General features: G+C 61.3%; 22 protein-coding genes. 15 read left to right on the plus strand and 7 right to left on the minus strand.

The genetic code is table 11. From position 1 onward, the window contains the following. Positions 1-176: 176 nt before the first annotated feature. The 6 genes from U1739_RS18390 to U1739_RS18415 all read left to right on the plus strand — a co-directional run bounded on the left by U1739_RS18390 (position 177) and on the right by U1739_RS18415 (position 6132). A complete protein-coding gene (locus U1739_RS18390; RefSeq protein WP_443025607.1) occupies positions 177-1139 on the plus strand; it encodes a KpsF/GutQ family sugar-phosphate isomerase in 963 nt (320 codons plus the stop codon). After that, positions 1111-1956, plus strand: coding sequence for a 3-deoxy-manno-octulosonate cytidylyltransferase (gene kdsB / locus U1739_RS18395; protein WP_332710059.1), 846 nt, complete (start codon positions 1111-1113; stop codon positions 1954-1956). The genes U1739_RS18390 and kdsB overlap by 29 nt, the downstream gene beginning before the upstream one ends. Next, positions 1953-2573 (plus strand): histidine phosphatase family protein, encoded by a 621-nt coding sequence (locus U1739_RS18400; RefSeq protein ID WP_332710060.1) that lies wholly within the window; start codon positions 1953-1955, stop codon positions 2571-2573. Before kdsB ends, U1739_RS18400 begins: the two co-directional genes overlap by 4 nt. Next, the gene (locus U1739_RS18405; protein WP_332710061.1) at positions 2566-4173 is read left to right on the plus strand and encodes a capsular polysaccharide export protein, LipB/KpsS family; all 1608 of its coding nucleotides are present in this window, start codon (positions 2566-2568) and stop codon (positions 4171-4173) included. Before U1739_RS18400 ends, U1739_RS18405 begins: the two co-directional genes overlap by 8 nt. Positions 4174-4274: 101 nt before the next feature. Further along, positions 4275-4895 carry a hypothetical protein gene (locus U1739_RS18410; protein WP_332710062.1) on the plus strand — a complete coding sequence of 207 codons (621 nt, stop codon included), beginning with the start codon at positions 4275-4277 and terminating at the stop codon, positions 4893-4895. Continuing rightward, positions 4882-6132, plus strand: a complete 1251-nt coding sequence (locus tag U1739_RS18415) for a capsule polysaccharide biogenesis protein (RefSeq protein ID WP_332710063.1) — start codon at positions 4882-4884, stop codon at positions 6130-6132. Before U1739_RS18410 ends, U1739_RS18415 begins: the two co-directional genes overlap by 14 nt. Here U1739_RS18415 and U1739_RS18420 read toward each other — a convergent pair. Continuing rightward, positions 6118-7344: a glycosyltransferase family 4 protein gene (locus U1739_RS18420; RefSeq protein ID WP_332710064.1), complete on the minus strand. Its 1227-nt coding sequence runs from the start codon at positions 7342-7344 to the stop codon at positions 6118-6120. The genes U1739_RS18415 and U1739_RS18420 overlap by 15 nt on opposite strands. Before the next feature lie 95 nt (positions 7345-7439). Here U1739_RS18420 and U1739_RS18425 point away from each other — a divergent pair, with 95 nt between their 5' ends. Then, positions 7440-8144 (plus strand): fatty acid desaturase CarF family protein, encoded by a 705-nt coding sequence (locus U1739_RS18425; RefSeq protein WP_332710065.1) that lies wholly within the window; start codon positions 7440-7442, stop codon positions 8142-8144. A gap of 30 nt (positions 8145-8174) precedes the next feature. Here the strand turns inward: U1739_RS18425 and U1739_RS18430 are convergent, their stop codons facing one another. Both U1739_RS18430 and U1739_RS18435 read right to left on the minus strand, forming a co-directional pair. Then, positions 8175-8924: a class I SAM-dependent methyltransferase gene (locus U1739_RS18430; protein WP_332710066.1), complete on the minus strand. Its 750-nt coding sequence runs from the start codon at positions 8922-8924 to the stop codon at positions 8175-8177. A 161-nt stretch (positions 8925-9085) separates the two neighbouring features. After that, on the minus strand, positions 9086-10312 hold the full coding sequence (locus tag U1739_RS18435; protein WP_332710067.1) for a glycosyltransferase family 9 protein: 1227 nt from the start codon (positions 10310-10312) through the stop codon (positions 9086-9088). A gap of 602 nt (positions 10313-10914) precedes the next feature. On the opposite strand from U1739_RS18435, the gene U1739_RS18440 reads away from it, so the two are divergent. The 7 genes from U1739_RS18440 to U1739_RS18470 all read left to right on the plus strand — a co-directional run bounded on the left by U1739_RS18440 (position 10915) and on the right by U1739_RS18470 (position 19237). Next, positions 10915-12618 (plus strand): glycosyltransferase family 9 protein, encoded by a 1704-nt coding sequence (locus U1739_RS18440; protein WP_332710068.1) that lies wholly within the window; start codon positions 10915-10917, stop codon positions 12616-12618. 123 nt (positions 12619-12741) lie between these two features. Then, complete coding sequence (locus tag U1739_RS18445) at positions 12742-13881, plus strand: FkbM family methyltransferase (protein ID WP_332710069.1); 1140 nt, start codon at positions 12742-12744, stop codon at positions 13879-13881. An 84-nt stretch (positions 13882-13965) separates the two neighbouring features. Further along, positions 13966-15174 carry a polysaccharide biosynthesis/export family protein gene (locus tag U1739_RS18450; protein WP_332710070.1) on the plus strand — a complete coding sequence of 403 codons (1209 nt, stop codon included), beginning with the start codon at positions 13966-13968 and terminating at the stop codon, positions 15172-15174. Between the two features lie 168 nt (positions 15175-15342). Further along, on the plus strand, positions 15343-16473 hold the full coding sequence (locus U1739_RS18455) for a KpsE/RkpR family capsule polysaccharide export protein (protein WP_332710071.1): 1131 nt from the start codon (positions 15343-15345) through the stop codon (positions 16471-16473). Positions 16474-16479: 6 nt separating this feature from the next. Next, the gene (locus U1739_RS18460) at positions 16480-17274 is read left to right on the plus strand and encodes an ABC transporter permease (protein ID WP_332710072.1); all 795 of its coding nucleotides are present in this window, start codon (positions 16480-16482) and stop codon (positions 17272-17274) included. After that, positions 17271-17951 carry an ABC transporter ATP-binding protein gene (locus tag U1739_RS18465; protein ID WP_332710073.1) on the plus strand — a complete coding sequence of 227 codons (681 nt, stop codon included), beginning with the start codon at positions 17271-17273 and terminating at the stop codon, positions 17949-17951. Before U1739_RS18460 ends, U1739_RS18465 begins: the two co-directional genes overlap by 4 nt. Before the next feature lie 32 nt (positions 17952-17983). Beyond that, positions 17984-19237 (plus strand): glycosyltransferase family 4 protein, encoded by a 1254-nt coding sequence (locus tag U1739_RS18470; RefSeq protein WP_332710074.1) that lies wholly within the window; start codon positions 17984-17986, stop codon positions 19235-19237. Between the two features lie 49 nt (positions 19238-19286). On the opposite strand, the gene gmhB is transcribed toward U1739_RS18470, so the two are convergent. Genes gmhB through U1739_RS18490 form a run of 4 tightly spaced genes read right to left on the minus strand, consistent with a single transcriptional unit; the run spans position 19287 to position 21874 of the window. Then, the gene (gene gmhB / locus U1739_RS18475) at positions 19287-19814 is read right to left on the minus strand and encodes a D-glycero-beta-D-manno-heptose 1,7-bisphosphate 7-phosphatase (protein WP_332710075.1); all 528 of its coding nucleotides are present in this window, start codon (positions 19812-19814) and stop codon (positions 19287-19289) included. Then, positions 19811-20290 (minus strand): D-glycero-beta-D-manno-heptose 1-phosphate adenylyltransferase, encoded by a 480-nt coding sequence (gene rfaE2, locus U1739_RS18480; protein WP_332710076.1) that lies wholly within the window; start codon positions 20288-20290, stop codon positions 19811-19813. The genes gmhB and rfaE2 overlap by 4 nt, the downstream gene beginning before the upstream one ends. Further along, positions 20287-21240 carry a D-glycero-beta-D-manno-heptose-7-phosphate kinase gene (rfaE1, locus tag U1739_RS18485; protein WP_332710077.1) on the minus strand — a complete coding sequence of 318 codons (954 nt, stop codon included), beginning with the start codon at positions 21238-21240 and terminating at the stop codon, positions 20287-20289. Before rfaE1 ends, rfaE2 begins: the two co-directional genes overlap by 4 nt. Then, positions 21233-21874: a D-sedoheptulose-7-phosphate isomerase gene (locus tag U1739_RS18490; RefSeq protein WP_332710078.1), complete on the minus strand. Its 642-nt coding sequence runs from the start codon at positions 21872-21874 to the stop codon at positions 21233-21235. The genes rfaE1 and U1739_RS18490 overlap by 8 nt, the downstream gene beginning before the upstream one ends. 732 nt (positions 21875-22606) lie before the next feature. Between U1739_RS18490 and U1739_RS18495 the strand changes: the two genes are divergently transcribed. Continuing rightward, on the plus strand, positions 22607-23497 hold the full coding sequence (locus U1739_RS18495; RefSeq protein WP_332710079.1) for a DUF2279 domain-containing protein: 891 nt from the start codon (positions 22607-22609) through the stop codon (positions 23495-23497). The last annotated feature ends 522 nt before the right edge of the window (positions 23498-24019 follow it).

The following is a 24019-nucleotide window of genomic DNA, read 5'->3' on the forward strand; positions in this document are numbered from 1 at the left end:
GATACTTCGCCGATCTTCCGGTGTGGACGAACCGCCTATCAAAGGCGCATTAGCGATGCCACGAGACATGGAAAAGGGCGATGACGAGCATTATGGCGTACCCGATCTCTCACCGGCCGGAATAGCGAGGCCCCGTGCTCCAGAACAGGCAAGCGATCGACCAGCATCATGCCCACATGATGCTGCAAGCAGCGGACGACACTATACGGATCGAACGAGAAGCGTTGGTTGCGCTCGAGCAAGCGCTTGAGCAAACCCCGCTGCGCAGTGCGTTCGGCCAAGCTTTCGATGCGATCCTCGCGATGCGCGGGCGGGTGATCGCAACTGGCATCGGCAAGAGTGGGCTGGTGGCGCGCAAGATTGCCGCAACCCTGATGTCGACAGGCACGCCTTCGGCCTATCTCCATCCTGGCGAGGCCAATCACGGCGATCTTGGCATGATTACCGCCGACGATGTGGTGCTGGCGCTAAGCTGGTCGGGGGAAACGCCCGAACTGGCCGAGATCATTCATCATGCGCACCGTCTCGGCGTGCCGCTGATCGTCGCCACTTCAAACGCCGAGAGCGCAGCGGGACGCGCCGCGGATATCTGCCTCGCATTGCCTGCCGTACGCGAAGCATGCCCGCACCAGCTCGCTCCAACCGCATCGACCACCGTCCAGGCTGCGATGGGCGATGCGCTGGCAGTCGCCTTGATCCGCCGCCGTGGGTTCGGAGTTAGCGATTTTCGACAGCTCCATCCCGGCGGCCGCCTGGGCGCCAAGCTCGCCACGGTGGCGCAACTGATGGCTACGGGCGATGCCGTGCCGGTGATCGCTCAGCATGCGACGTTGATGGAGGCGACAGTCGAAATGAGCCGCAAGCGCTACGGTTGCACCGCGGTGATCGACGATGCTGGACAGATGGTCGGGGTGTTCACCGATGGTGATTTGCGCCGCAGTTTTGCCAACAGCCGTAACGACGCCCCGGTCGGCGAGCATATGACGCCGGGGCCCCTGACCATATCGTCCGATACCTTGTCGTCGGAAGCGCTGCGGATCATGAACGCTCATACGGTCACGGCCTTGTTCATCTGCGATGACGCTAAGCCGATCGGCGTGATCCACCTTCATGACGTGCTGCGTGCCGGTGTCGGCTAACCTGCCGGTCGGGCGCTCGCGCGACCTGATCGTCATTCCCGCGCGGTTCGGCTCGACCCGGCTGCCAGGCAAGCCGCTGGTAGAGATTGCCGGGCGCACCCTGCTCTCGCGCGTGGTCGACATCGGGCGGCGTGCTGTTACGCTAGCAGGCCATGCCGAGCTGGTCGTGGCGACCGACGACGACCGGATCGCGGACCATGCCGCGGCGCTCGGCTGCACGGTTGCGATGACCGCGCCGACGATCCAGTCGGGGTCGGGGCGTGCGTACGCCGCGGCCATGGCACGGGCCATTGCTCCGGACATTGTGGTCAATCTGCAGGGCGACGCGCCGTTCGTAGCCGCGACTGCAGTCGCGGCGCTTCTCGGCGCTTTGCGGGAGTCGGCGTTTGACGTGGCGACGCCGGTGGTGCAGCTCGGCTGGCCCGAACTCGATCTGTTGCGCAGCCACAAATGCGAGAGTCCAGCCAGCGGCACTACGGTGACGCGTGCGGCGGACGGGCGGGCGATGTGGTTTTCCAAGGGAATCATCCCGCAACTGCGCGACGAGACTCGCACTACCCCCTTGTCGCCAATCTATCGTCATCTCGGCATCTACGGCTATCGCATCGAGGCGCTGGCGCAATTCGAAAGCCTGCCGCCGAGCCGCTATGAGCAGCTCGAGGGACTGGAACAGCTGCGCTTTTTAGAAAACCATATCCCCATGCTGACGGTCGAGGTCGCAGCGCCACGCCACCCGATGTCGGGGGTCGACAGCGCTACCGACGTGGTGCTGGCTGAGCGGCTGATCGCGCAGCTCGGGGATCCGTTCGGCGCATGACGCTTGCGCTGACCATTGTCCGACATGGCGATACTTTCGCGCCTGGTGAAGCGCCGAGGCGGATCGGTGCGAAGACCGACTTGCCGCTCGTCGCAAGCGGCGAGGCGCAGGCCCGCGCGCTTGGTCGACTGTTTGCCAGGGAGACGTTCGACCGCGTGCTCGTCTCGCCGCTGCGCCGCACGCAGCACACCGCCGAGCTGATCCTGGCCGAATCGAATGCGCCGCCGAGCGTCGAGACCTGTTCATGGCTGGCGGAAATCGACCATGGCCCCGATGAGGACCAGGCCGAGGATCGGGTGCTGGCGCGGCTAGGTGCGGCTGCGCTGGCGCGCTGGAACGAGGCTTTGGTCGCGCCGGCGGGGTGGATAGTTGACGCCCCTGGCCGTCTCGCGGCGTGGCGCGGCGTGTTGGCGACCGCGACGGGACACATGCTGATCATCACCAGCGCGGGTGCCGCCCGCTTTGTACTGAAGGCCGATCCGGCACTTGCCCACCAGGCTCGTTCGCTCGCGTCGCTCAAGCTGAGAACCGGTGCCTGGGGGAAAATCGTCGTTGCGGATGGCCGGAGCAGGATTGCGGCCTGGGACCGGCGCCCCGACGAGACGTACGATGGCTAAGTCGATCTTGCCGCTGCTTCGCTCCCCACCTTTCGCGGGGGTGCCCGTCGCCGTCGCTGCAGTCAGCGCGCCGCCCTTGGGCGATCTCCCATCGCTTGACGAGGCGGTCGTCGAAAAGGTGCTGGCCGCCGTTCGCGGGGCGGCGCTCGGCGGGGCCTTCTGGGGTGTGCGGGCCACGCCGGCCGAAGTCGTCCTGCGTGTCCCGTCACATAGCAACACGCCGGACATTCCGCTCTCTGCCCTGCGCCTTGACCGAAAAATCGATCGCAGCGCGCGGCGCGCGATCAACCCATGGTCGTTGCTGCGCCCCGGCGTGACGCTGTTCGCCGATGGTGACGACGAATGGGCCGCAATTGCGCTGCTCGCGGGCGCGAGCGTCCGGATCGTCTCGCCAGGGGCCTTCGGCGCGCCGGGCGAGGATCATGCTACGCTGCGTCGACGCGTGGCGATGCACCTGCTCGGCTGCCGCTATCGTGATCCCTTCACGCAAGCGTCGTGCTCGCTCGACGAGGCTCTGGCGATCCTTATGCTGTGGCGCGACGTGATTGCCGCTAATCGTGGGATCGTTGCGGCCGCTGGCATGGCATGGTGGAAGCGCGCCGAGATCCGCCGCTTCCTGTGGACGCCGCAGGCACCGCTGCGCTTCCTGCCCGCGGCAAAGGCGATCCGCCATGCCGCTAAAGGTGGCGGCAGCGTCGCGATCTGGCCGTCGCGCGTTACCGCTGCGGCGATTGCCGACGCCGGCGCACGACGCGTCCCGCTGGTTCAGGTGGAAGATGGCTTCGTGCGCTCGGTCGGGCTCGGGGCCAATCTCGTGCCGCCGTTATCGGTCACGGTCGATCGGCGCGGTATCCATTATGACCCATCCGGCGCAAGCGAGCTTGAAACGCGGCTAGAGCAGGGCCCTTTCCCCCCCGCGCTGCTGGAGCGCGCTGCCGCCTTGCGCACTCGTATCGTCGTCGACCGGATCAGCAAATACGGCGGGGCCGAGGACACCCCTTCCCCCCCCCGCCTGACCGGGCGCCGCCTTGTGCTGGTGCCGGGCCAGGTCGAGGATGATCGCTCCGTGCTGCTTGGCGGCGGCGAGGTGGCGGGTAATCTCGATCTGCTGCGCCGTGTGCGCGCAACTGAGCCCGAGGCGGAGATCTGGTTCCGCCCGCATCCCGACGTCGATGCCGGACATCGCCGTGGTGGGCTGCGCGATGTCGAAGCGCTCGCTCATGCCGACCGCGTCGTGCGTGGTGGCAGCATGGCGAGCCTGCTCGGCGAAGTCGATGCAGTGCATGTGCTGACCTCGCTCACGGGCTTCGAGGCGCTGCTGCGCGGGCGCGAAGTGGTGTGCCACGGCACGCCCTTCTTCGCCGGCTGGGGGCTGACCCGCGATCTCGCCGCGGCGCCCGCGCGCCGCGGGCGGCGGGTGACCTTGGACGAGCTCGTTGCGGCGACGCTAATCCTTTATCCGCGCTATCTCGACCCCGTCACGATGCTGCCCTGCAAGCCCGAGACGCTGATCGCACGAATCGCCGAACGGCCAACCGCTCGCCCCGGGCTGCTCGTCCGCCTGCGGCGACTGCAGGGGCGACTGACACAGTTCATCTGATACGAACAATGGGTTACAGCGGACGAAGGCCTCTCTATGGAGCGCCAAGCCAACACATATGGGGTGCGGGTCAGATACCGGGGCAAACAGGAGAGTATCGCGTGAAGTCGGGGTCCGACACGGTCGGAATTACGTTAGGCCTGCTCACGATACCGATGGCAGTACTGAGCATTGCGAGCATCGCGGCAGGTGTGCTGCTGCTCGTGTCGGGCGACTGGGCTGCGATGCTGTTCGGTGTCGCTGCTATCCTGTTCTGTTCGGCACTTGCGCGACTGCTTGAACAGGTGGTTATCGCCATCGACCATGCCGCGGCGCTCGCGCTTGCGCGCGGGCACCGCGGCCGCGCTTATGGCACCGCGAGCATCAGCGGTGCGCTGCCGGTGCTCGTCATCTTCGCCGCCGAAATCCTGTCGTTGTGCGGCGTGCTCGAGCGCTCATCGGCGGCGCCCGGCGTGCTGCACTGGCTGTGGGGCTATGGCGTAGCGACCTGCCCCTGGTCGCTTTATGCCGAGCGCGTCAGCCGCTTCCGCCGCACTCTGGTCGGAGTCCGTGCTTATGCGGGGCATGTCGCCTTGTGGCTGTTCGGGCTGCTGACCTTATGGCTCGACGCGTCGCCGACCGTGATCGTCGCGGTGCTGCTGGTGCCGGCCGCCCTTCCCTTTACGCTCGGTCTCGTCCTGGCACTCTCCGACCGCGAGGCGATCGCCAATGTCCGGGTCTGATCGGATGACGCTGCCCGATCCTACGCGCTGTTTCCTGTTCCTGCAGGGGCCGCACGGATCCTTCTTCCCGCGACTAGGCGCTGCACTCGTGGCAAGCGGGCACCGCGTGCGGCGGATCAACTTCAACGGCGGCGACCGAGCGACCTGGCCGCAGGGTGATGCGTTCCGGCAGCGCGAACGGGCGTGGCCGCACTATGTCGCGCGCTATCTGAACCGTTACTCGGTTACCGACCTGATCGTGTTCGGCGATTGCCGCCCGGTCCACGCCGCAGCGATCACAGCGGCGGCCGCCGCTGGCGTCCGCGTGCATGTCTTCGAAGAAGGCTATATCCGACCCGACTGGATCACGCTCGAGCGCAACGGGGTGAATGGCAATTCACGCCTGCCGCGCGACCCGGCCTGGTATCTGCAGGAGGCCGAAGCATTGCCGCCTGTGCGCGATCATCCTCCTGTCCCCTCTTTCGCAACCGGACGCGGCTGGGCGGCGTTCTTCTATTATGCTGAGGCCGTGCTGCAATTTTGGCGGTTTCCGTTCCACCGCACACATCGCGACCGCGATCCTGTCCTCGAAGGACTGACCTTTGCCCGTCGCTTCGGCCTCCGCGCGGCTAACACAGCGCGCGCGAACCGTGATATTCTTCGGATATCGGATCGGCCATTCTTTCTGTTTCCGTTGCAGCTCAACTCGGATTACCAGATCCGCATTCATTCGCCCTTCGGTACAATGTACCGCGCGATCGACGTGGTACTGGAAAGCTTCGCGCGCGCCGCGCCCTCCCAAGTCGGGTTGATCATCAAAGAGCATCCGCTCGATTCAGGTCTCAATCACTGGCGCAGCGTGATCGGCGCGCGCGCCACCGAACTCGGGATCGCGGACCGTGTGGTCTTCGTCGACCAAGGCGATCTGCTGCAGATGGTCGATGCGACGCGAGGCATGGTCGTTGTCAACAGCACCAGCGGCACTCTCGCGCTTGCGCGAGGCAAGCCGGTCAAGGCGCTGGGCAATCCGGTCTATGATATTGCCGGGCTGACCGCATCGCAGCCGCTCGACGCTTTCTGGGGCGCGCCGCAAGCCCCGACGCCGCAGCTTTACGACGCCTTTTGCCGCGTGCTCGCGGATCGCTGCCTGATCCATGGCGCCTTTCTCAGCAATGTAGGCATCGAACTCCTCGTGTCGGAATCGGCGCGCCGGTTGACCGCGTCGAATCCTGACGAAGATCGGTCAACGCTCAGCTAGCGTCTTGAGCCAGGGTCCGACCCGCGCGAAATGGCCCGGCCAGTCAGGCGCGCGATAGTTGCGCATCGCGGTGAGCTGGCGCGCACGCTCGGACGAGGTGCCGCAGAAGTCGAGGATCGCGCTTTCCCACCCGATCCCGTCGAAAGAAGGCAGATAGGTCGGGATGCCACCGGCAATCTCGCGGAACACCGGCAAGTCCGACGCAATTACCGGTGTTCCGAGCTGCAGCGCCTCGATCACCGGCATTCCGAACCCCTCGGTGAACGACGGCATCAATAGCGCGCGCGCGCCGGCCAGCAGCCGCGCCAGCTCAGCATCGTCACAACGGCCGCGCTCGATTACCGCACCCTCGAGCGCCGCGCAGCGATCGAGCATCGCCAGCGCATGCTCCGCCTCCCAGCCGCGCTGGCCGACTATGAACAGTTGCGGCGCGGCATCGCCCATCTGCTCGGCCAAGCGCTTCCATAGCCGCAGCAGCAGGATGTGGTTCTTGCGGCCCTCAATCGTGCCGACGGTTACGAAATAGGGACGCGTCCCAGGCGGGGCCGAGACGGGCGTGGGCAAAGTATCCCCGGCGAGCCATGCCGCGACCGACGGCGGGAACGGCAAGCCGCGGGCTGCCGCGAAAGTCCGCACGCTCTCCAGCGTGGCGTTCGAATTGACGATAATACCGTGCGCGCTCGTCAGCGCAGTGGCAATCCGCCGCACATGCCGTTCGGCCTCGCCGGCGCGGCAGAATTCGGGCGTATCGATCGGAATGAGATCATGGATCAGGAAGACCGCGCGAACGCCATACCGCGCGATCCAACGCGCGAGGCCCGCATCGTCGAGACCTGTATGGCCGATATTGAGATAGAGCTGCCCGTACTTCGGCTTCCTGAAAGCGCGCGGTAGCGCGCGGCCCAGCGCTGCGACCAGGCGGCGACGAAAACGCGGCCCCCCGTCGAGTAAGAGCGCCATCACGCGCCGCGAATCAGTTCTGCTCAATACCACCCGCCGCCCGTTCCACTGAAGCACGGCGTCTGCCTTGGCGCCGAACCGCTCGACATAGGCGAGACAGACCCGATCGATCCCGGTCGGCAGCCGGCCTGTCCACAAGCGCCAGATCAGCCGGCTGATATCGATCATGGGCGCGAGCGGCGTGGCCTGCCCGGCGCCGTCGGCACGCGCTTGCAGAGCGATGTTGCTCGGGATTTCAAGTGTTGATTGCAACGTAGATGTCATATCCGCTAGTATAGAGCACCCCGCTAGGCCCGCCAGAACCAATGACTGCGCTGACCTCTAGAGCCGAAAGACGTTGCCAGCCTATGACCCAGCGGATCGTCCTCGGGCTCTTTCTCATATCCGTTGCGGTGAACGTTGCCGCGATGTTCGCCGACTTATCGCTTGCCTGCATCCCGGCGTTGATCGTCGGTTGGTATCTGGCCGACCTAGCTTCGGGGCTGACGCACATGCTACTCGATTACCGCCCGACGCCGGCGGGAAAGCGGCTGGACGAACTCTATTTCTACGCCGGCTCGCGCGAATCCGGAGACTATCTCACGCTCGTACGAGAGCGTATGGCAAGCGTGAGCGCGTTCGACCGGCTGGTCTATGACTTTAAGAACCACCACCCCCGCCCGATGGCGCTCGGCCGCCGCCCGGTCTGGCGCCTGATCGGTTCCACCGTGCTGCTTGCGGCTCTACCGATCAGCCTTGCGCTCAACCTGGCGGTGATAGTGCTGGCGGTGCCAGGCTGGCTGACCGCCGCTTCGCTTGCCGTGATAATCGGCGGAGCCTTCGCGCAATATTTCCACGGCACGTTGCACCGCGAGCGCAACCCGGTGATCATCGGCTGGATGCGCGCGAGCCGTCTGTTGATGACGCCGGCCGCGCACCAGGCGCATCACGACACCCTGCAACGCGATTTCGCAACCAATTGCGGTTGGTCCAACCCGGTAATTAACCGGCTGTTTTTGGCGCTTCGGGCGCGGGGGTATCTCTGCGACAAGGGTTTGGTGCCAAACGCCTGAGGTCCTAATGAAGCCTTTAGGCCGGAACCATCATGGTGGAACAACGCCGCCTCTGCGCGCTAGGAGCAGGACGGTATCAACACCGCCATGATCACCATAGCGCACCAGCAGATCCTCAAAACCAAGTTGATGAAAAAGCCGCAGCACGTCGCTCAGCGGATACTCATTCATTTCCATTACAGGTGTATCGCGTGCCTCGCCTGCCAGTACGTTGAGCAATGCTTGCCCCCCCGGCAGGGAGTGGCGCAGCCGGTAGCGAAGTTCACTTAGCTTGCTACGTCGCCGTTTGATCGAAATATGAATGAGACACCCGCCGCCAAGGCGCACCCGCTCCAGCAGATTTCTCAAAATACGCATGCCCCGGTTGACCGGAATATGTTGTAACACGATCGAACTGTTAACGAGGTCGAAACTGCCTTCCACGCGCGACAGGGTATCGTCGGAATGCAGATACTCGATTGCGCGCCCTTGGCTGTTCAGCCTCGCCTCGCGCAGCATCGCCGACGAAATATCAAGGCCGACGACCGATGCGAACGTGTCGGACAGCGGGACCGTCAGGCGTCCGACGCCGCAGCCGAAGTCCAATGCTCGATCTCGCGGAAGATTACCGAAATGCCGCTCCAGCAAGGCAATCATGCTCGTTATATACGCATCACCGCTGGCAAAAAATGCAGGCTTGTTCGCCTCGATCATGCCGCCCCGAAAATCGGGTTCAGTTAGGACGGCATAGTATGGATCCCGTTCACCCCAGATTTCCCAGTTACGATCACTATTGGCCATGCAGGGCGCTATAAACCTAGCCGTTCGGTTGCCTAGAGGAATATGGGGACGTGAAAACGTGCGATTTCGCGCGCACGAGGGCGCGTAGCGCACTCCCTATTGGTATGCGACGTAGTCGCGCCTGGGCTTGGCTTTGCCCCCCAGCCGAGAACAGCCCCCCCTCAGAGAAGCGCATGAGGTTGTAATAAGCCCAACGCATGGTCGAACGCGCGCTGGACGTCGATCTCGTGCATGCATCGCTGATCGTAGGGACAATCTTCTTTGACGTTGATATGACAATAGGAACACGGCGTCTTCGAGTGCACGATTCTCACGCGGTTCCCGATTGGCTGCCACACACGAGGATCGCTTACGCCACCGTAAAGACACAGCGTGGGCACACCCAGGAGCGCGGCTAGATGAGTCGTGCCGGTATCGTTGCCGACGAAGAGCGAAGCGCCTGCCACGATGTTCGGGACGTCCTCCAACGGCGCGCCTGCTCGGTTTACGCAGTCCTCGTCGCGAAAAGACCGGCAGAAGCCAGCGACGTGGCTGCGCTCTGCGTCCGATCCAAGCACAACGATGCCGAAATCACGCTCGGCAACGATCCGTTTTGCAAGAGCGACGAAGTTGTCGATCGGCCAGGTTCGGTTACCCGACCGGGCGCACGGCGCAACGACGATATAGTCCCGTCCGTCCCATCCTTTGTCGACCGATTGATCGAGCAACCGTGAAATTTGCCGCGCAGGCGGCGGCAGGAACGTATCGATTACGAGCGCAACCAGCATGTTGATGCGCGTCTCGGCATGCAGCTGTTCCGGGCCTTCAGGAGGTATTTCCGCCAGCGCGAGATCGAGCGTGGGTGCGTGCGCCGGTCGCCGACCAGCTTTTGCATATCCAACCCGAAACTGGGCGCTCACGTAACTTAGACATGGCCTCGTATCGAAGTCATGACGCAAATCGATTGCTAGGTCATAAGCACCGAGATTTAGTGTCGCGATTGCGGAACAGCGATGTTCGTCCGACATCCTTTTACCCGTTTCCCTTTCAAACTTCTCCGAAAAGAATCTGTACGTCTCGATCCTGTCAAATATATTAAGCGCTTTGGCTATATTATGACACATCGGATCACAAACCAAGGTAATGCCGGCATGCGGCCATGCCGCCCTTAATCTGCACATTGCCTCTATTGAAGTGAAAAAATCACCCAAGTGATCAAGCTTCAATATCAGTATCGTATTTATAGATATTTTTTCGTTCAAGACCTTGACCGGTAAGGCAACGTTCCCAGAAACGGGCGTTGAGGCCGTCGACAGGACTGCCGCGAACGCTCTTCTTTTCATTCGTCGCTGACGAACCGCCCGCGGTATAAAAAGAATATAAAATGCTCTTTTCAGTCTGCGAAACATGGTCGATCTCATCGTGAATTTTAAGAACCGCTTAGGTCAGAGTAGTGAACGTACTTCCATCGGCGGGCCGCGGGTGGCGGCAGCTGCCCCGGGCGCGACCCGCGCCCAAGCTCATTTCCATCGATGCTGCAAAGCGTCAAAGCATTCTTTTAGCAGGCGAAAGCGAAGTGACGCATCGGGCAGAAATGGGTTGAAAAGAGCGCGAGTGGTTCTGAGCGGGGTTGCTTCGGTCGGCGCGAGGCCTTTATACGACCGCGAGAACTGAGACATATATGAAGGCGGCTGTGGTTGTGTGGCCGCAACGCCTGATTGGCGGGGTTTACCTGATCGGCTTTTCTCGATTTGTCGAAGCTTGCATTGCGTGAAGTCGGCCGACGATCGATCGATACCAGCTGCTTGCGCTAAAGGTCATCTGGCCGATGCGTCACTGGTGCCGGAACGCACAGATACGGGAATTGCTGGTGAGAATTAAGAGCTACCTTAAGGGGCTAATCTTTCTGGGGAAGTTTCGGGAAGAGACCTTGGCGGACCGAAGGCTGCTCCACGGGTTCATCCGTCGCTATGAAACCACGCAAGGCCAGTCGGGCGCAGAAGGAGTGCGCTTGGCCGCAAACGCGGAGGGGGCGACGTATCTCGGTAGCGATGCCAAAGCGTATGAGAACGATCTTGTCTATGTTGATCAGACTCTCGCGCGCCAGAGCCGGACAAGCTTAACAATTGATCACCGTCCGGCGGTGTGCGTGACCAAAGCCGGCACCCGCCGTCGGACGCACTTAGGCGACGGGGCCACTGTCGCTGGGATCGATGCGGTGCGTGGCTATTTCGTCTCCGACGTGCCTATTTTAAAGATTGAGATCTATCTCGACTCAGAGCTGCTCTGTTCGTGCACGCCGCTAATCTCGGCGCTACGGAATGAGCGAAGTAACCCTGACATGAAGAAGTACGCGTTCAATGCGTGGCTGGATTTCACGCACGAAAAGCGCGGCAAGCGCGAACTGATTCTGCGGGCAACAACCGTCGATGGACGAGCGTACGAGGGGGAGACGTGGTTACGCAGTGCCATCATCGTTGCAGAGCCGCTCTCAGAAGATCGCTGGAACGCCAGCGACGCGGTAATCTCCAAGATCCCCGATATGCCCGGGGCTACCCTCGAGGAGCGGATCAACGCCCTGCCCACCTCGGTCCATAAGGCATCGTCCAATTCCGTTCCGATCGTGGTCAAACGGATCTTGGTAATGCGTATTGATCAGCTGGGCGATATGGCGGTGTCGGTACCCGCACTGCGCCGCCTGCGAGAGATCGTGCCGGACGCCCATATCACGGGCTTGCTGAGTTCGGCGAACGAGGGATTGGGCCGGACGCTCGGCCTGTTTGACGACGTCATCGTCGTAGACATTCCAGATGACGATATGCACCAACGGCGCGTCCTGGATGAACAGGGGCAGATCGATCTTGCGCGGCAACTTGAGCCGCATCGTTTCGACGTTGCGATCGACCTCGCTGTTTCCGGCGTGTCGTACAAACTGCTGCACCTCACCGGCGCGCCCGTGACGATGGGATTTGGTGGCGATGGCTGGATGACCCTTAATCTTGGCCTCACCACGCGCGATCCCAAGAGCGGTAGCGATCTGCTGCGCCACTCGGCGCGGACGCGGCTGCTGATCGAGGCGTTCGGCGCGTGGCTGGACAGCGGCGCGGCACCGCTGCGGCGTCCTGACCTCGATCGCTCGGTGCTGAACAGTTATGGGATCACGAACGACGACGTTTTCGTCGTGCTCCACACCGGCGCGCGGATTCAGTTCACGCGCTGGCACGGCTATCTTGAATTGGCGGAGCGGCTGCTCGCGGAAAGCGGGCTAAAGATCGTTTTGATGTCGGACAAGCCGGACGAGAAGATCGCCGCGCTTGCGGCCCGCTACCCCGATCGCATCGTCGCGACCTTCGGCAAGATTGCGTTCGACCATTTCGACGCGTTCGTTTCCTATTGCAGCGTCTTCGTCGGCAACGATTCGGGGCCGAAGCATTTTGCAGCGCTACGTGGCGCGCAGGTCGTGTCCATTCACTCCTCTAGGATCGACTGGAACGAGTGGGGCCAGGAGATGGGCGGCGTTATTCTCAGTCGGAAGGTACCCTGCGCTGGATGTTATCTCCACCACGCGAGCGATGAATGTGCCAAGGACGTCGCCTGCATCAAACTCATTCGTGTCGACGAAGTTTTGCATGAGGTGAAGACCTTGCTGCACGACGGCGCGACTACGCCTGAAAACCATGGAGTGAGCTTGGTCTCAACGCCCACCACCCTATAAAACCGTAGCGCGCGATTATCCGAATTGGCCGGGGTGGGCGTCTCTCCGGGGCGTCGATTACCGTAGATATGAGGTTGTATGTTAAATTATAACGTATGTGCGGGCAGCACTATAAATGGCGCCGTGATTGCGGAGACGAGCTTTGGCAAAAGCGGCCATGCTGTGTACGGTCCGTACGAATATGTGGCGCCCGGAGACTATAAGGTTTTCGCCAATGTTATTCCGATCGATCTTGGCGGCTGCGAAGACCATGACATCGTTGCTTGCCTTGACGTCAGCCTGAACTACGCCAAATCAATTGCCGCTGAACTCTACATTACGGCAGGCGAGCTGCGGACCGGCAAGTCGCTTTTCTGCCTCCCGTTTTCGTTATCCGACAAGGCGTTGACCGAATACCGCGTTGGTGTATTTGGCAATGCGCGGCTGCGTATTGACGGATATTGTCCACGCGGGAAGTCCAGCGACGACGACAGTAGAATTCTGTTTCCCAGGATCGATGGCAATGCGCCTGAAATAGCACGCCATCATCCCGATCGTTTCCGCGAATTGTTCGAGCAGGGCTTTCATGTCTCGGTAAGCGGCGATGATGTTGTCCTGACGAAGGACGATATCAGTTTCTATGCCCGCTGCGCCGACGATATGAACCTCGTCGGAGAGATCTTTCTTGAGCAGGTCTACAGGTTTGAAAAGTCCGCGGCGACTGTCGTCATTGACGTTGGGATGAACATTGGTCTCGTAGCAATGCAATTCTCGAAGAATCCCTGCGTCGAGCGTGTCTATTCGTTCGACCCTTTCCAATCGACCTTCGATCGAGCGTTGGCTAATTTGAGCCTGAATGCTGACCTCGCGCGCAAGGTCGTCGCGACACGCGCGGGAGTATCGGATAGGAACGGCAAGCTCGCGCTCAACGTCGTCGACACCGATGACTCTGGTTCGCGTTCGACGGTCGAAGTCCATGAAGGCGGTATTGTCGTCGAGCTCGATTTGGAAAAGGCGTCCGACGTTGTCCGCCGTGTTCGCGCGGCCCATCCCGACTGCGATATCGTCATGAAAGTCGATTGCGAAGGAGCCGAATTCGGCATCTTCGAAAACCTCGCTGCCGAAGGGCTGCTGGGTGAAGTCTCCACCTTCATGGTAGAGTGGCACAACGCATTTCCTGGCAAGAATCAGGCCGACCTGATCGCACCACTGAAAGCGGCCGGGTTCACCGTGATCGATCGATCACCCAAAACCGGCAATGGCTTCTTCTATGCTGTCCGGTAAGGCCCGCCCATCTTGCGGCGGCCACCCCCGCGCGATAGAGCGGCCCCGTTGGCGGGCGACGGGCCCGCAAAGCAAGGTCTTTGCATGCACGTAGTTTCTCGGCGTCGTCCTGGCCGGTCGGTCGAGCTCGTGCGACGCAACCTGCTGTCGGTGTCTATGCTGGTCTTGCTTTCGGGGTGCGGCGGCGGCGTGTTCTTTGGCGCCGACGGCCCTTCCACTAGCCAGATCAAGAGGACTGGTCGCGGGCCCGGCAATGGCGCGCTCCTCGTCGAGATGAACGACCAGACGGCGCAGCGCGCCAGTGACGCGGTGCGCCCGGCAAGTATCGCCGATGTTTTCGGGCAAGGCCAACCTTTCGGCACGGTGATCGCCCCCGGCGATACGCTGCGCGTGACGATCTACGAGGCGCCGCCCGCAGTCCTGTTCGGCGCCGCGGCGCTCGATGCAAATTCCCTTTCGGCGGGCTCATCGCAACGCGCGAGCGAGCTTCCTCCGCTGCAAGTGTCCGAGAGCGGAACGATCGACATTCCCTTTGCCGGGCGGCTTCGTGCCACGGGTCGCTCGCCGCAAGAATTCGCACGCGATATCGCGGCTCGGCTTATCGGCAAGGCGCACAGCCCCCAGGTGCTGGTCAGCCTCGCCGAGAATGGCGCGGCGGCGGTGACTGTCGTAGGCGAAGTGTCGCGCAGCGCGCGCCTACCGCTGACCCCCAGGGGCGAACGGTTGCTTGACGCGATCGCCGCCGGGGGCGGTACGCGCGAAGGGGTCGATAAGGTCTCGGTACAGATCACCCGTGGCACGATGGTGGCCGTCATGCCGCTCGAAGCCGTCATTCGCGATCCCCGCCAGAACGTCTATCTACGCCCGGGCGATATCGTGACGGCCTATTATCAGTCGCAGAGTTTCACTGTGCTCGGCGCGGCCGGCAAGAACGAGGAGGTCAAGTTCGAGGCGCAGGGCATCACGCTCGCGCAGGCGCTCGGGCGAATCGGCGGGGTGCGCGACGACCGCGCCAATCCGCATGGCGTGTTTATCTTCCGGCTCGAAGATCCCGCGGCGATCGAGCCCGCCAGGCTAGCCTCCGCGCCGCGGGCCCCCGACGGCAAGATCCCCGTGATCTACCGCGTCGACCTGCGCGATCCCGTGACCTTCTTTGCGGCGCAGCACTTCGTCATGCGCGATCACGATGTCGTATTCGTGACCAGCGCACCCTCGGCTGACCTGCAGAAGTTCGTCAACATCATCGGGGCGGCGATCTACCCACTCGTGACGGTGCAGGCCGCAGGATTTTAGTACCCAATCTCAGGCATCCGCCCACCTCGCGCGATACAATGTGGAACGGACCCGCCGTCGGAGATCGGCTCGACCGCCGTGGACACGATGATAGTGCGCGCTTAGCATCGGGCAACCCATCGCAACGCGGTTTTCGCAAACGTTTTGAAGCTCTAACAAATAGTGATCATGATTTTGCCGGCTACTGACACATCAAGACCGCTTCTGTCCCGACTGCCGCGCGGTCGGCTGTTATTCTGGCTTGCGGTGGTACTGCCAACCATCCTGGCAATCCTGTATTATGGGTTCTTCGCCTCTAACCTGTATATTTCCGAATCGCGCTTCGTCGTGCGTAGCCCGGACAAGCCGGCCATGTCGGGACTGGGGTTGCTCGTCAAAAGCTCGGGCCTGTCGACCTCGGGCGACGAAATCTATGCAGTGCAGGATTTCTTGGCCTCGCGCGACGCGCTGCGCGCAGTCAATCGAGGACATGCGTTCGAGCGGGCTTACAGCGCGCCGACGATCTCCATGTTCGACCGGTTTAATGGCCTGGGCACGAACGGCACCTTCGAATCGCTGTTCAAATATTACGATACCAAGGTGAAGGTCGAATATGAAACGTCGAGCTCGATCACCACGCTGATCGTTCGGGCATATGACCCGGCCGTCGCCCGGCGCTTCAACGAACAGCTCATCGAGATGGCAGAGCAGACGGTCAACCGGATGAGCGACCGCGGACGGCGTGATTTGATTGCGGTCGCAGAGCGGGAGGTGGATGCCGCCAAGGCAAAGTCGCAAGCCGCGGCCGTCGCGCTCGCGCAATTGCGCAACCGCCAGGGTCTGATTGACCCGGAGAAGCAAGCGACCATTCAAATGCAAATGATCTCCAAGCTGCAGGACCAGCTGATCACGACCAAAACGCAGTTGCTCGAACTGCGGACGCTTGCCCCGGCGAGCGAGCAGATCCCGGTGCTACAGGCGCGCCAGCGCGGTCTGTCGACCGAGATCGACCGGCAAACCGGCGCGGTCGCCGGTAGCACCCGCTCGCTCGCCGCCTCTGCCGTCCAGTATCAGCGCGTAGCACTCGAAAACCAGATTGGGGACAAGCAGCTCGCCAGCGCGCTGGCCTCGCTTGAGGAGGCACGGAGCGAAGCACGACGCAAGCACGCTTATGTCGAACGCGTGGTCGAGCCCAATCTTCCCGATTACCCGCTCGAGCCGCGCCGGGTCCGGGGCGTGCTGTCGGTATTTATTCTGGGGTTGATCGCCTGGGGTGCCCTTTCGCTGCTGCTTGCCGGTATCATGGAACATCGGGACTGAGATGCCATGTCCGCTTCGCTAAGCTCGATCGGTCGCAGCGCCGCAGTTCAGTGGCGGGTGATCCACGCCTTGCTCATGCGCGAGATCCTGACGCGCTACGGTCGCCACAATATCGGGTTCCTCTGGCTGTTCGTTGAGCCGATGGCCTTCACGGCGGGCGTGACCGCGTTGTGGAGTTTTTCCGGAGCCGGGCACGGGTCGAGCTTGCCGATCGTGGCGTTCGCGCTGACGGGCTATTCAAGCGTACTGCTGTGGCGCAACATGCCGGCTCGCTGCATTCATGCGATCGAGCCTAATCTCGGGCTGATGTTTCACCGCAATGTGCGCGCGATGGATATTTTCGCGTCGCGGCTCCTGCTGGAAGCGGCCGGGGCGACTGTCTCTTTCATGACGCTATCGCTCTTTTATATCTATATCGGGTGGCTCGACCCCCCGGTCGATGTGCTGACCCTCATCGAAGGTTGGCTTCTGCTCACCTGGTTTGGCGCGTCTCTGGCGGTGTTCCTCGGCGCACTCGCGGAAAAGAGCGAACTCGTCGACAAGATCTGGCACCCTCTCGCCTATCTGATCTTCCCACTGTCCGGCGCAGCCTTCATGGTCGACGCACTTCCTCAGAAACTTCAATATTATGCCCTGTTTATCCCGATGGTGAACGGCGTGGAAATGGTGCGAGACGGTTATTTCGGCCACCTGGTCCGCGCGCATTATGACGTGTCGTACATGGTAACGTGTTGCCTAGTGCTGTCCTTCGCCGCTCTCACGCTACTTGCGCAAATTTCGCGCAACATAACGCCGCAATGATACGGTTCGACCATGTCAGCAAAGTTTACCCGACGCGCCTAGGTGATCGGACAATTCTTGACGACCTTTCTTTCACACTCAGGCGGGGCGAGAAGCTCGGTGTGCTCGGCCGCAATGGCGCCGGCAAATCGACGCTCATTCGTTTAATCAGCGGTTCCGAGAATCCGACCTCAGGCACGGTCGAACAAACAATGTCTGTTTCCTGGCCACTGGCCTTCGGCGGCGCATTTCAAAATGGCCTGACCGGACAGGACAATGTCCGGTTCATAAGCCGCATCTACAAACAGGATTTTCGCGATAATCTCGCTTTCGTGCAGGACTTTGCGGATCTCGGGACGTATTTGCGCGAACCGGTACGGTCCTATTCGTCTGGCATGCGAGCGCGGCTCGCATTTGCAATTTCGATGATCATCGATTTCGATTGCTACCTTATCGACGAGATTAGCGCGGTAGGCGACGTACGTTTCCACGAAAAATGCGAAATCGAGCTCTTCGAACGACGCAGCGACAGAGCGATGCTGATCGTCTCGCATGACCTGGAGTATATCGAAGCGCATTGCGAACGGTTCGCCGTCCTCCACCAGGGACATCTGAAATTTTTTGAGGATTTTGAAACCGCTCATCAAGTGCATCTCGATGCGATGCATATTGAAGGCTATCAGTTTCCCGCGGCGTGATCGCAGCATCTTCGCATCCGACCATTCGGTCCATGGTGAACCGATGGGTTGCCCTGCGTGCCAGGCTCGATCTGCCGATACATTGGGTGCGCCGCGCGGTGATACCGCAAGCGCTTCGCTCGCGGCGTGTCGCGCGCGTTGCCGCAACGCCGGGAGTGCGGCGTACGCTCTATATCGACCTGAGCGTGATCAGCGTCGATGATGCCGGAACCGGCATACAGCGTGTGGTACGTGCACTGGCGCTGATATTGGCGCGAGAGGAGCCAGAAGGGTGGGACATTCGCTTCGTCGGAGCCAGCCGCACGCAACCCTATCACTGCATATCGTGGGGTGGATCACGCTATGATTCCACGGTCCCCATGATGATGCGTGCTCGACCGGGCGACGTCTTTGTTGGGCTTGACTATGCGCTCGACACGGTACGATGGCACCGTTCACAGCTCTCATTATTCCGCCGTATGGGCGGACAGCTCTGGTTTCTCGTCCACGATCTGTTGCCGGCTCATCGGCCGGACTGGTTCTCCCCGCTTGGTGTGCTGCGCAACCGTATCTGGCTCGACGCCGTCGCCGCGCTTGGCGATGGATTTCTATGCAATTCATACCAGACTGAGGCCGATCTGGCGGCAGAATTGCGTCATTATGGTCTGCATCCTAGCATGTACCAGACCTGTGTTCTGCCCATGGGCTACAATATTGCGGACGCGCTACAGGCACCCGCCGCACCCGGCTATGCGACCGCACATGACCATATCCGCGCGCTGGCCGGGCGGCCCTTCTTCTTGGTGGTAGGCACGCTTGAGCCCCGCAAGGGCCATGCAGAGCTAATCCGCGCGTTCGATTTGATATGGGAGAGAGGATCAAATCAGAGGCTCGTGCTCATCGGGCGCCTGGGCTGGCGGGTAGAAGCTTTGAAGAAAACGATTATTGACCATCTCGAATATGGCCGCCGGCTGATTTGGCTGGACGATATCGACGACGTGACATTGATGGAGGCATATCGTGCCTGCGAGGGCGTGCTGGTTGCCTCGCTGGCCGAGGGTTTCGGCCTAACGCTTATCGAGGCGCTCGGCTACGGTAAGCCGGTATTGGCGCGCGATCTTCCAGTTTTCCAACAGCATGCAGGCGAGGGCGTTCGTTACTTCCCCGTCGATGCGTCACCGGAGGTGCTCGCCGACCACATCCTCCAGTGGCGTGAGGCAATTCGTGCTGGGGTGGTGGTAGTGCGAACACCCCGCAGCCAGTGGCGGGAAGCAGCGCAAATCCTCCTTGCCGCCGTCACTTCTTAAACGCAAAGCCGGGGCAAGCTTTCTATTTGTTGTAAACAACTATCAAGATTCAACTCGGCTCAAGGCGGCTCAAATCGAGCACAACATCCCGGAGCGTCAGGCGCGGCGGATCGAGCAGGTAACTACGCCCCACGCCCGCAGCGCGAGCGGCGGCGATATCGCTGTCCTTGTCGCCCACCATAACCGAACCGGCTAGGTCAAGGTCGTGCTCGCGGGCGGCTTGGAGGATCATGCCCGGCTGCGGCTTGCGGCACGAACATGCGATCGCGAACTGTGCGACACTGCCAGCTGGATGATGCGGGCAATGATAGATACCGTCGAAAAAGAGTCCCTGCGCCGCGAACACACGGCGCATATGCGCTTCAAGCTCGAGATACTGAAGAGGCGAAAAATAGCCGCGCGCGATGCCCGATTGGTTAGTCACCACGATTAGCGCATAACCGAGAGACCGCGCGCGATGCAGCGCATCGAACACGCCGCTTATCACCTCAAATTTGCTGGGTAGGAAGACGTAGTGGTGATCGACATTGATGACGCCGTCCCGGTCAAGGAATATCGCACAGCGCCTAATAGTCACGGGGTCGTCTTGCGGATGCGATCAAGCAACGCGGTGGTGGAATAGCCCGTCCGAAAGGCGATCGCCCGTGCCTCGCCGCCATAGGATCGAACGAAGCGGGTCTCTTCCAGCGCATCGATGTCGTAGTCGCCGCCCTTAACATAAATGTCTGGTCGAACCTCGTGTAGCAGCTCAATCGGCGTGCGCTCGTTGAACAACGTCACCAATGTCACTGATTCAAGCGCCGCAAGCATCCATGCCCGGTCTTCCTCCGGATTTATCGGCCGATCGTCGCCTTTGCCCAGCGAACGCGCCGACGAATCGGCGTTCAGCCCAACGATCAACGCTTCGCCCAAACTCCGCGCGCGCGCGAGATATTCCACATGTCCGGGGTGAAGGAGATCGAACACGCCGTTGGTAAATACTAGCGGACGCGCAATCACTGCAAGACGCTCCGCCAACGCCGCACGCGGGACGATCTTGTCGGCCGGGTTCATTCTCGCTCTCTGGCCGGTAGGGACGGTGCTGCGTCCATAACCTCGTCAAACTCCACGGTCGAGGTGCCGAGCTTGCCGACGGCGATGCCCGCCGCGGTGTTGGCAAAGGCGACCGCCTCCTCCCAGCTTCTCCCGCTACCAAGCATAACTGCGATACCGGCAATCATCGTGTCGCCTGCACCCGATACGTCGAACACTTCGCTCGCACGCGCCGGCTGGTGCAGCATGTGACCGTCGCGATACAGCTTCATTCCCTGCTCACTCATCGTCAGGAGCAACGCGTCTAATCCGAGTTGAGAGCGCAAGGCCTCGGCTTTTTCGTCCATCTGTGCATCGCTGCTCCACCCCCCAACCGCGTCGGACAGTTCGGCGCGATTAGGGGTAACGGCAGTAGCACCGGCATAGCGTCGATACTCGCGACCCTTTGGGTCGACGAGCACCGTTTTGCCATGGCATCGTGCGATCGCAATCAGTTCTTCAATTCTGTGCAGCGCGCCCTTGCCGTAATCGGATAATATAATGATGTCGGCTGAGGAGATAATCGCTTCGAAATCGGCGCGCTTCGCCGCCAGGGAGTCGTACGACGGCGGCTCCTCAAAATCGACCCGCAGCATTTGCTGATTCTGGCCGATCAGGCGCAGCTTTAACGTCGTCCGAATGGTTGGATCGATATTAAACTGATGCTTCACCCCGGCGCCGTCAAGTGCGGTACGGAGGCGGTCGGCGGTAGCATCGGCACCAACTACCGACAGCAGGGTAGCCTGTGCTCCGAGCGAGACGACGTTGCGTGCGACATTGGCGGCACCGCCAGGACGCTCGTCGCTACGTGTCACATGCACGATCGGCACTGGCGCCTCGGGCGAAATCCGCCGAACGTCGCCGAACCAATATTCGTCGAGCATTACGTCACCAACGATCAGGACGCGAACGCCTGCGACCAGATTACGCATTGGTGGGTTGGAAGACGTTATCAAGATAGCCGCAGATTGCATGGTAAACGATTTGATGTGCCGTCTGTATCTGGTCAGTATGCTCCAACGGCACGATGACCGAGAGGTCGCTGATCGCTGCCAACGCCCCCCCCGACCGGCCGAGCAGCCCGAGCGTTGTCGCGCCGACGACATGTGCGGCCTCAAAGGCGCGCATCACATTGGTTGAGTTGCCCGAGGTCGAGATGCCCCACACCACGTCACCCGGCTGGGCAAGCGCCTCCACCTGCCGGCTGAATACGGTTTCATAGGCATAATCGTTGCTCCACGCCGTCAGCACCGAACTATCGGTTGTCAGTGCGATCGCCGCGAGCCCAGGACGTTCGATCTTGAAGCGACCAACAAGTTCCGCGGCAATATGCTGTGCATCAGCGGCGGACCCGCCGTTGCCCATGATCAGGATTTTTCTACCCGCCTGCAGCGCCGCTGCCAGTGCTTCCGCCACCGGCACGATTGTCGCAGCGAACTCCGGCGTAAGCGCCCGCTGCAGCCCGGCGACGGCGATAGCCACATCATCAACGACTGAATATGCCACATTAACCCCGAATTTGGTTTTGTGCGCTCTAGAACCCCCCCGCCCCGAAGGCGAGAGCAAACGTCCTCTTACTAACGATTATAAAGGCTCACGGACTGATGTTGCCAATTGGCATGCGGCGCAGCTAACGAACAGTAGAGATCAGAATGCAAGCGCCGACAGCGTTCCTCAGGCGCCGCATCAAGTCGCCCGATCCAATAAGTCATAGTTCTGCATCTTCAATCCAAGCGCTTGATTGAGGAATACCGTTGATCGACGCCATCCCGTATGAAGCTGAGCCCACTAGGGCCGACGCACCGATCAGGTTTGGCCGCGGCTTGGAGAACGTTGAACAAAATCTGCGATAAGGCCATCCTCGGAAGGGTGGGCCGCCAAGCAGTGCCGCAGGAGGGGGCCGATACATTTAGCGATGCTTACCGCGATACCTGCTTCGACAATCACGCTGCGCAGGTAGGTCTGCTCCCCGCGGGCATCACGCAACGCGGCGCTGTCAAGCCCGGTCCAAACAAAACACTATGCTCAGCACAGGATGCCCAGGCGAATGCCGGCTAAGGCCGTCGGACGGTTCTGGCGCTCCAGCGGAACGATGATTACAGCTAGGACGAGATGGTGTTTTGTTGGGGCGTTTGCATGCGTGAATCGAGAGAAGCAGTGCATGCGCGACGCCGTGTGCGCTGGGTGCGATGTGTAATCGCGGCAATGCTTGCTGCCGCAAGCTGGCCCGCTATGGCGACGCGGCGCGCGGAGGTAGTGGAGGACCAAGCCTCGACTACGACTGCGACGCCAGCGCTGGTGCCGACCGCCTATAAGATCGCCTTGCCCGAAGCACCTGCCGCCAGGGAGGGTACACCTGCCGCTGAGGCACTGGTCGGCGCACCGTTGATCGACGTTCGGGGCGGAGGGGCGGACGCTACGCCGCACCGATACGACAGTTTCGGAGCAAAGGTTGGCGCGGTGAAGTGGGAGTTCGGCGGGATGCTGGCACTGTTCTCTGTCATCCATGTCGGCACTGCAATCCGCGACCCTCAAAAATTCCGCTTCCAAAATGAGGGGTTCTTCGGGCGCGACACGAACAATTTGGGGCTCGACAAGCTTGCGCATGGCTTCAACACCTATGTTTATTCGGACGTGTTGTATAATCGTATCGCGCGCAAGGCTGGCACGGGGGTCGAAAGCGCACTGACCGCAGCGGCATTGGCGACGGGACTGCAATTATTAGGAGAGGTTACCGACGGGCTGCATCAGGGCAGCGGGTTTTCAGTCCACGATCTCGCCCTCAACGTCGCGGGCGGCGGTTTTTCCGTATTGCGCAACAGCGTGCCGGGCATGAAAGACAAACTCGACTTCCGCCTGTCGATCGTACCCAACGACGAGTTGTACACGTTCAAGGGCAAGAAACACTACCAGCAGCAGCGATATCTTTTCGCCGTGAAACTGGCTGGGTTTGATCGGTTGGCGCGTACGCCGCTGCGTCTTTTCGAACTGCATCTCGGCTATTATGGTAAGAACTTTCTCAACGAAGACCGCGCCAGGGGGGTTGTCCCCCAGCGTAAGATCTTCGCCGGATTCGGAATCAATTTCGGCGAACTCGTGTTTCGGAACAGCCAGTCTAAAGTCGGTCGCGCGATACGATCGGCGACGCACTATTTCCAGCTGCCCTATACCACGCTCAGGTTGAAGTAAGCGGCCGGGGTCGGGTAGCCGCAGGGGTGGGCAAGATATCGCATTGCCGACGTACTCGGTGCTAGCACTTAGGAGCGACGTGACCGCGCACTCCGCATGTGAACCCGGCTGACCTCACCTCTGAGTGCATTCCCTACCGTCCAATGACAACTTCCCGGCCGCTCCGTAGACCCGATACTCTGCTGCCAAGGTGCAGTTGATTGTCAGTCTGGGTTTTGCGATGACGGGCGTCGGTATCGACGCGGTCACGGCGGTGCAGCCATCAACTTCAAGGGCAACTGGCCTTCGTTCTGGTTGATGCTCTTCGCGATTTGGTCCGGTCAGATCAGTAGACTTGAGCAGATACGAGCGGGGCGTCGCGATCGGCGGTCGGCAGACATCGTCGAACTGACGATGCGACCCGCGTTCGGCTCGCTAGGCGACGCAGTTGCAGTTAATTTTCACTGACCTTGGTGGGGTGATCGCATGGCATCTGCGCCGACTGAGAAGGGTTCGGCACGTTTCGACTGTGGTGACCGTGGG

The organism is Parasphingomonas puruogangriensis, from assembly GCF_036663635.1.
Lineage (GTDB): Bacteria > Pseudomonadota > Alphaproteobacteria > Sphingomonadales > Sphingomonadaceae > Sphingomonas.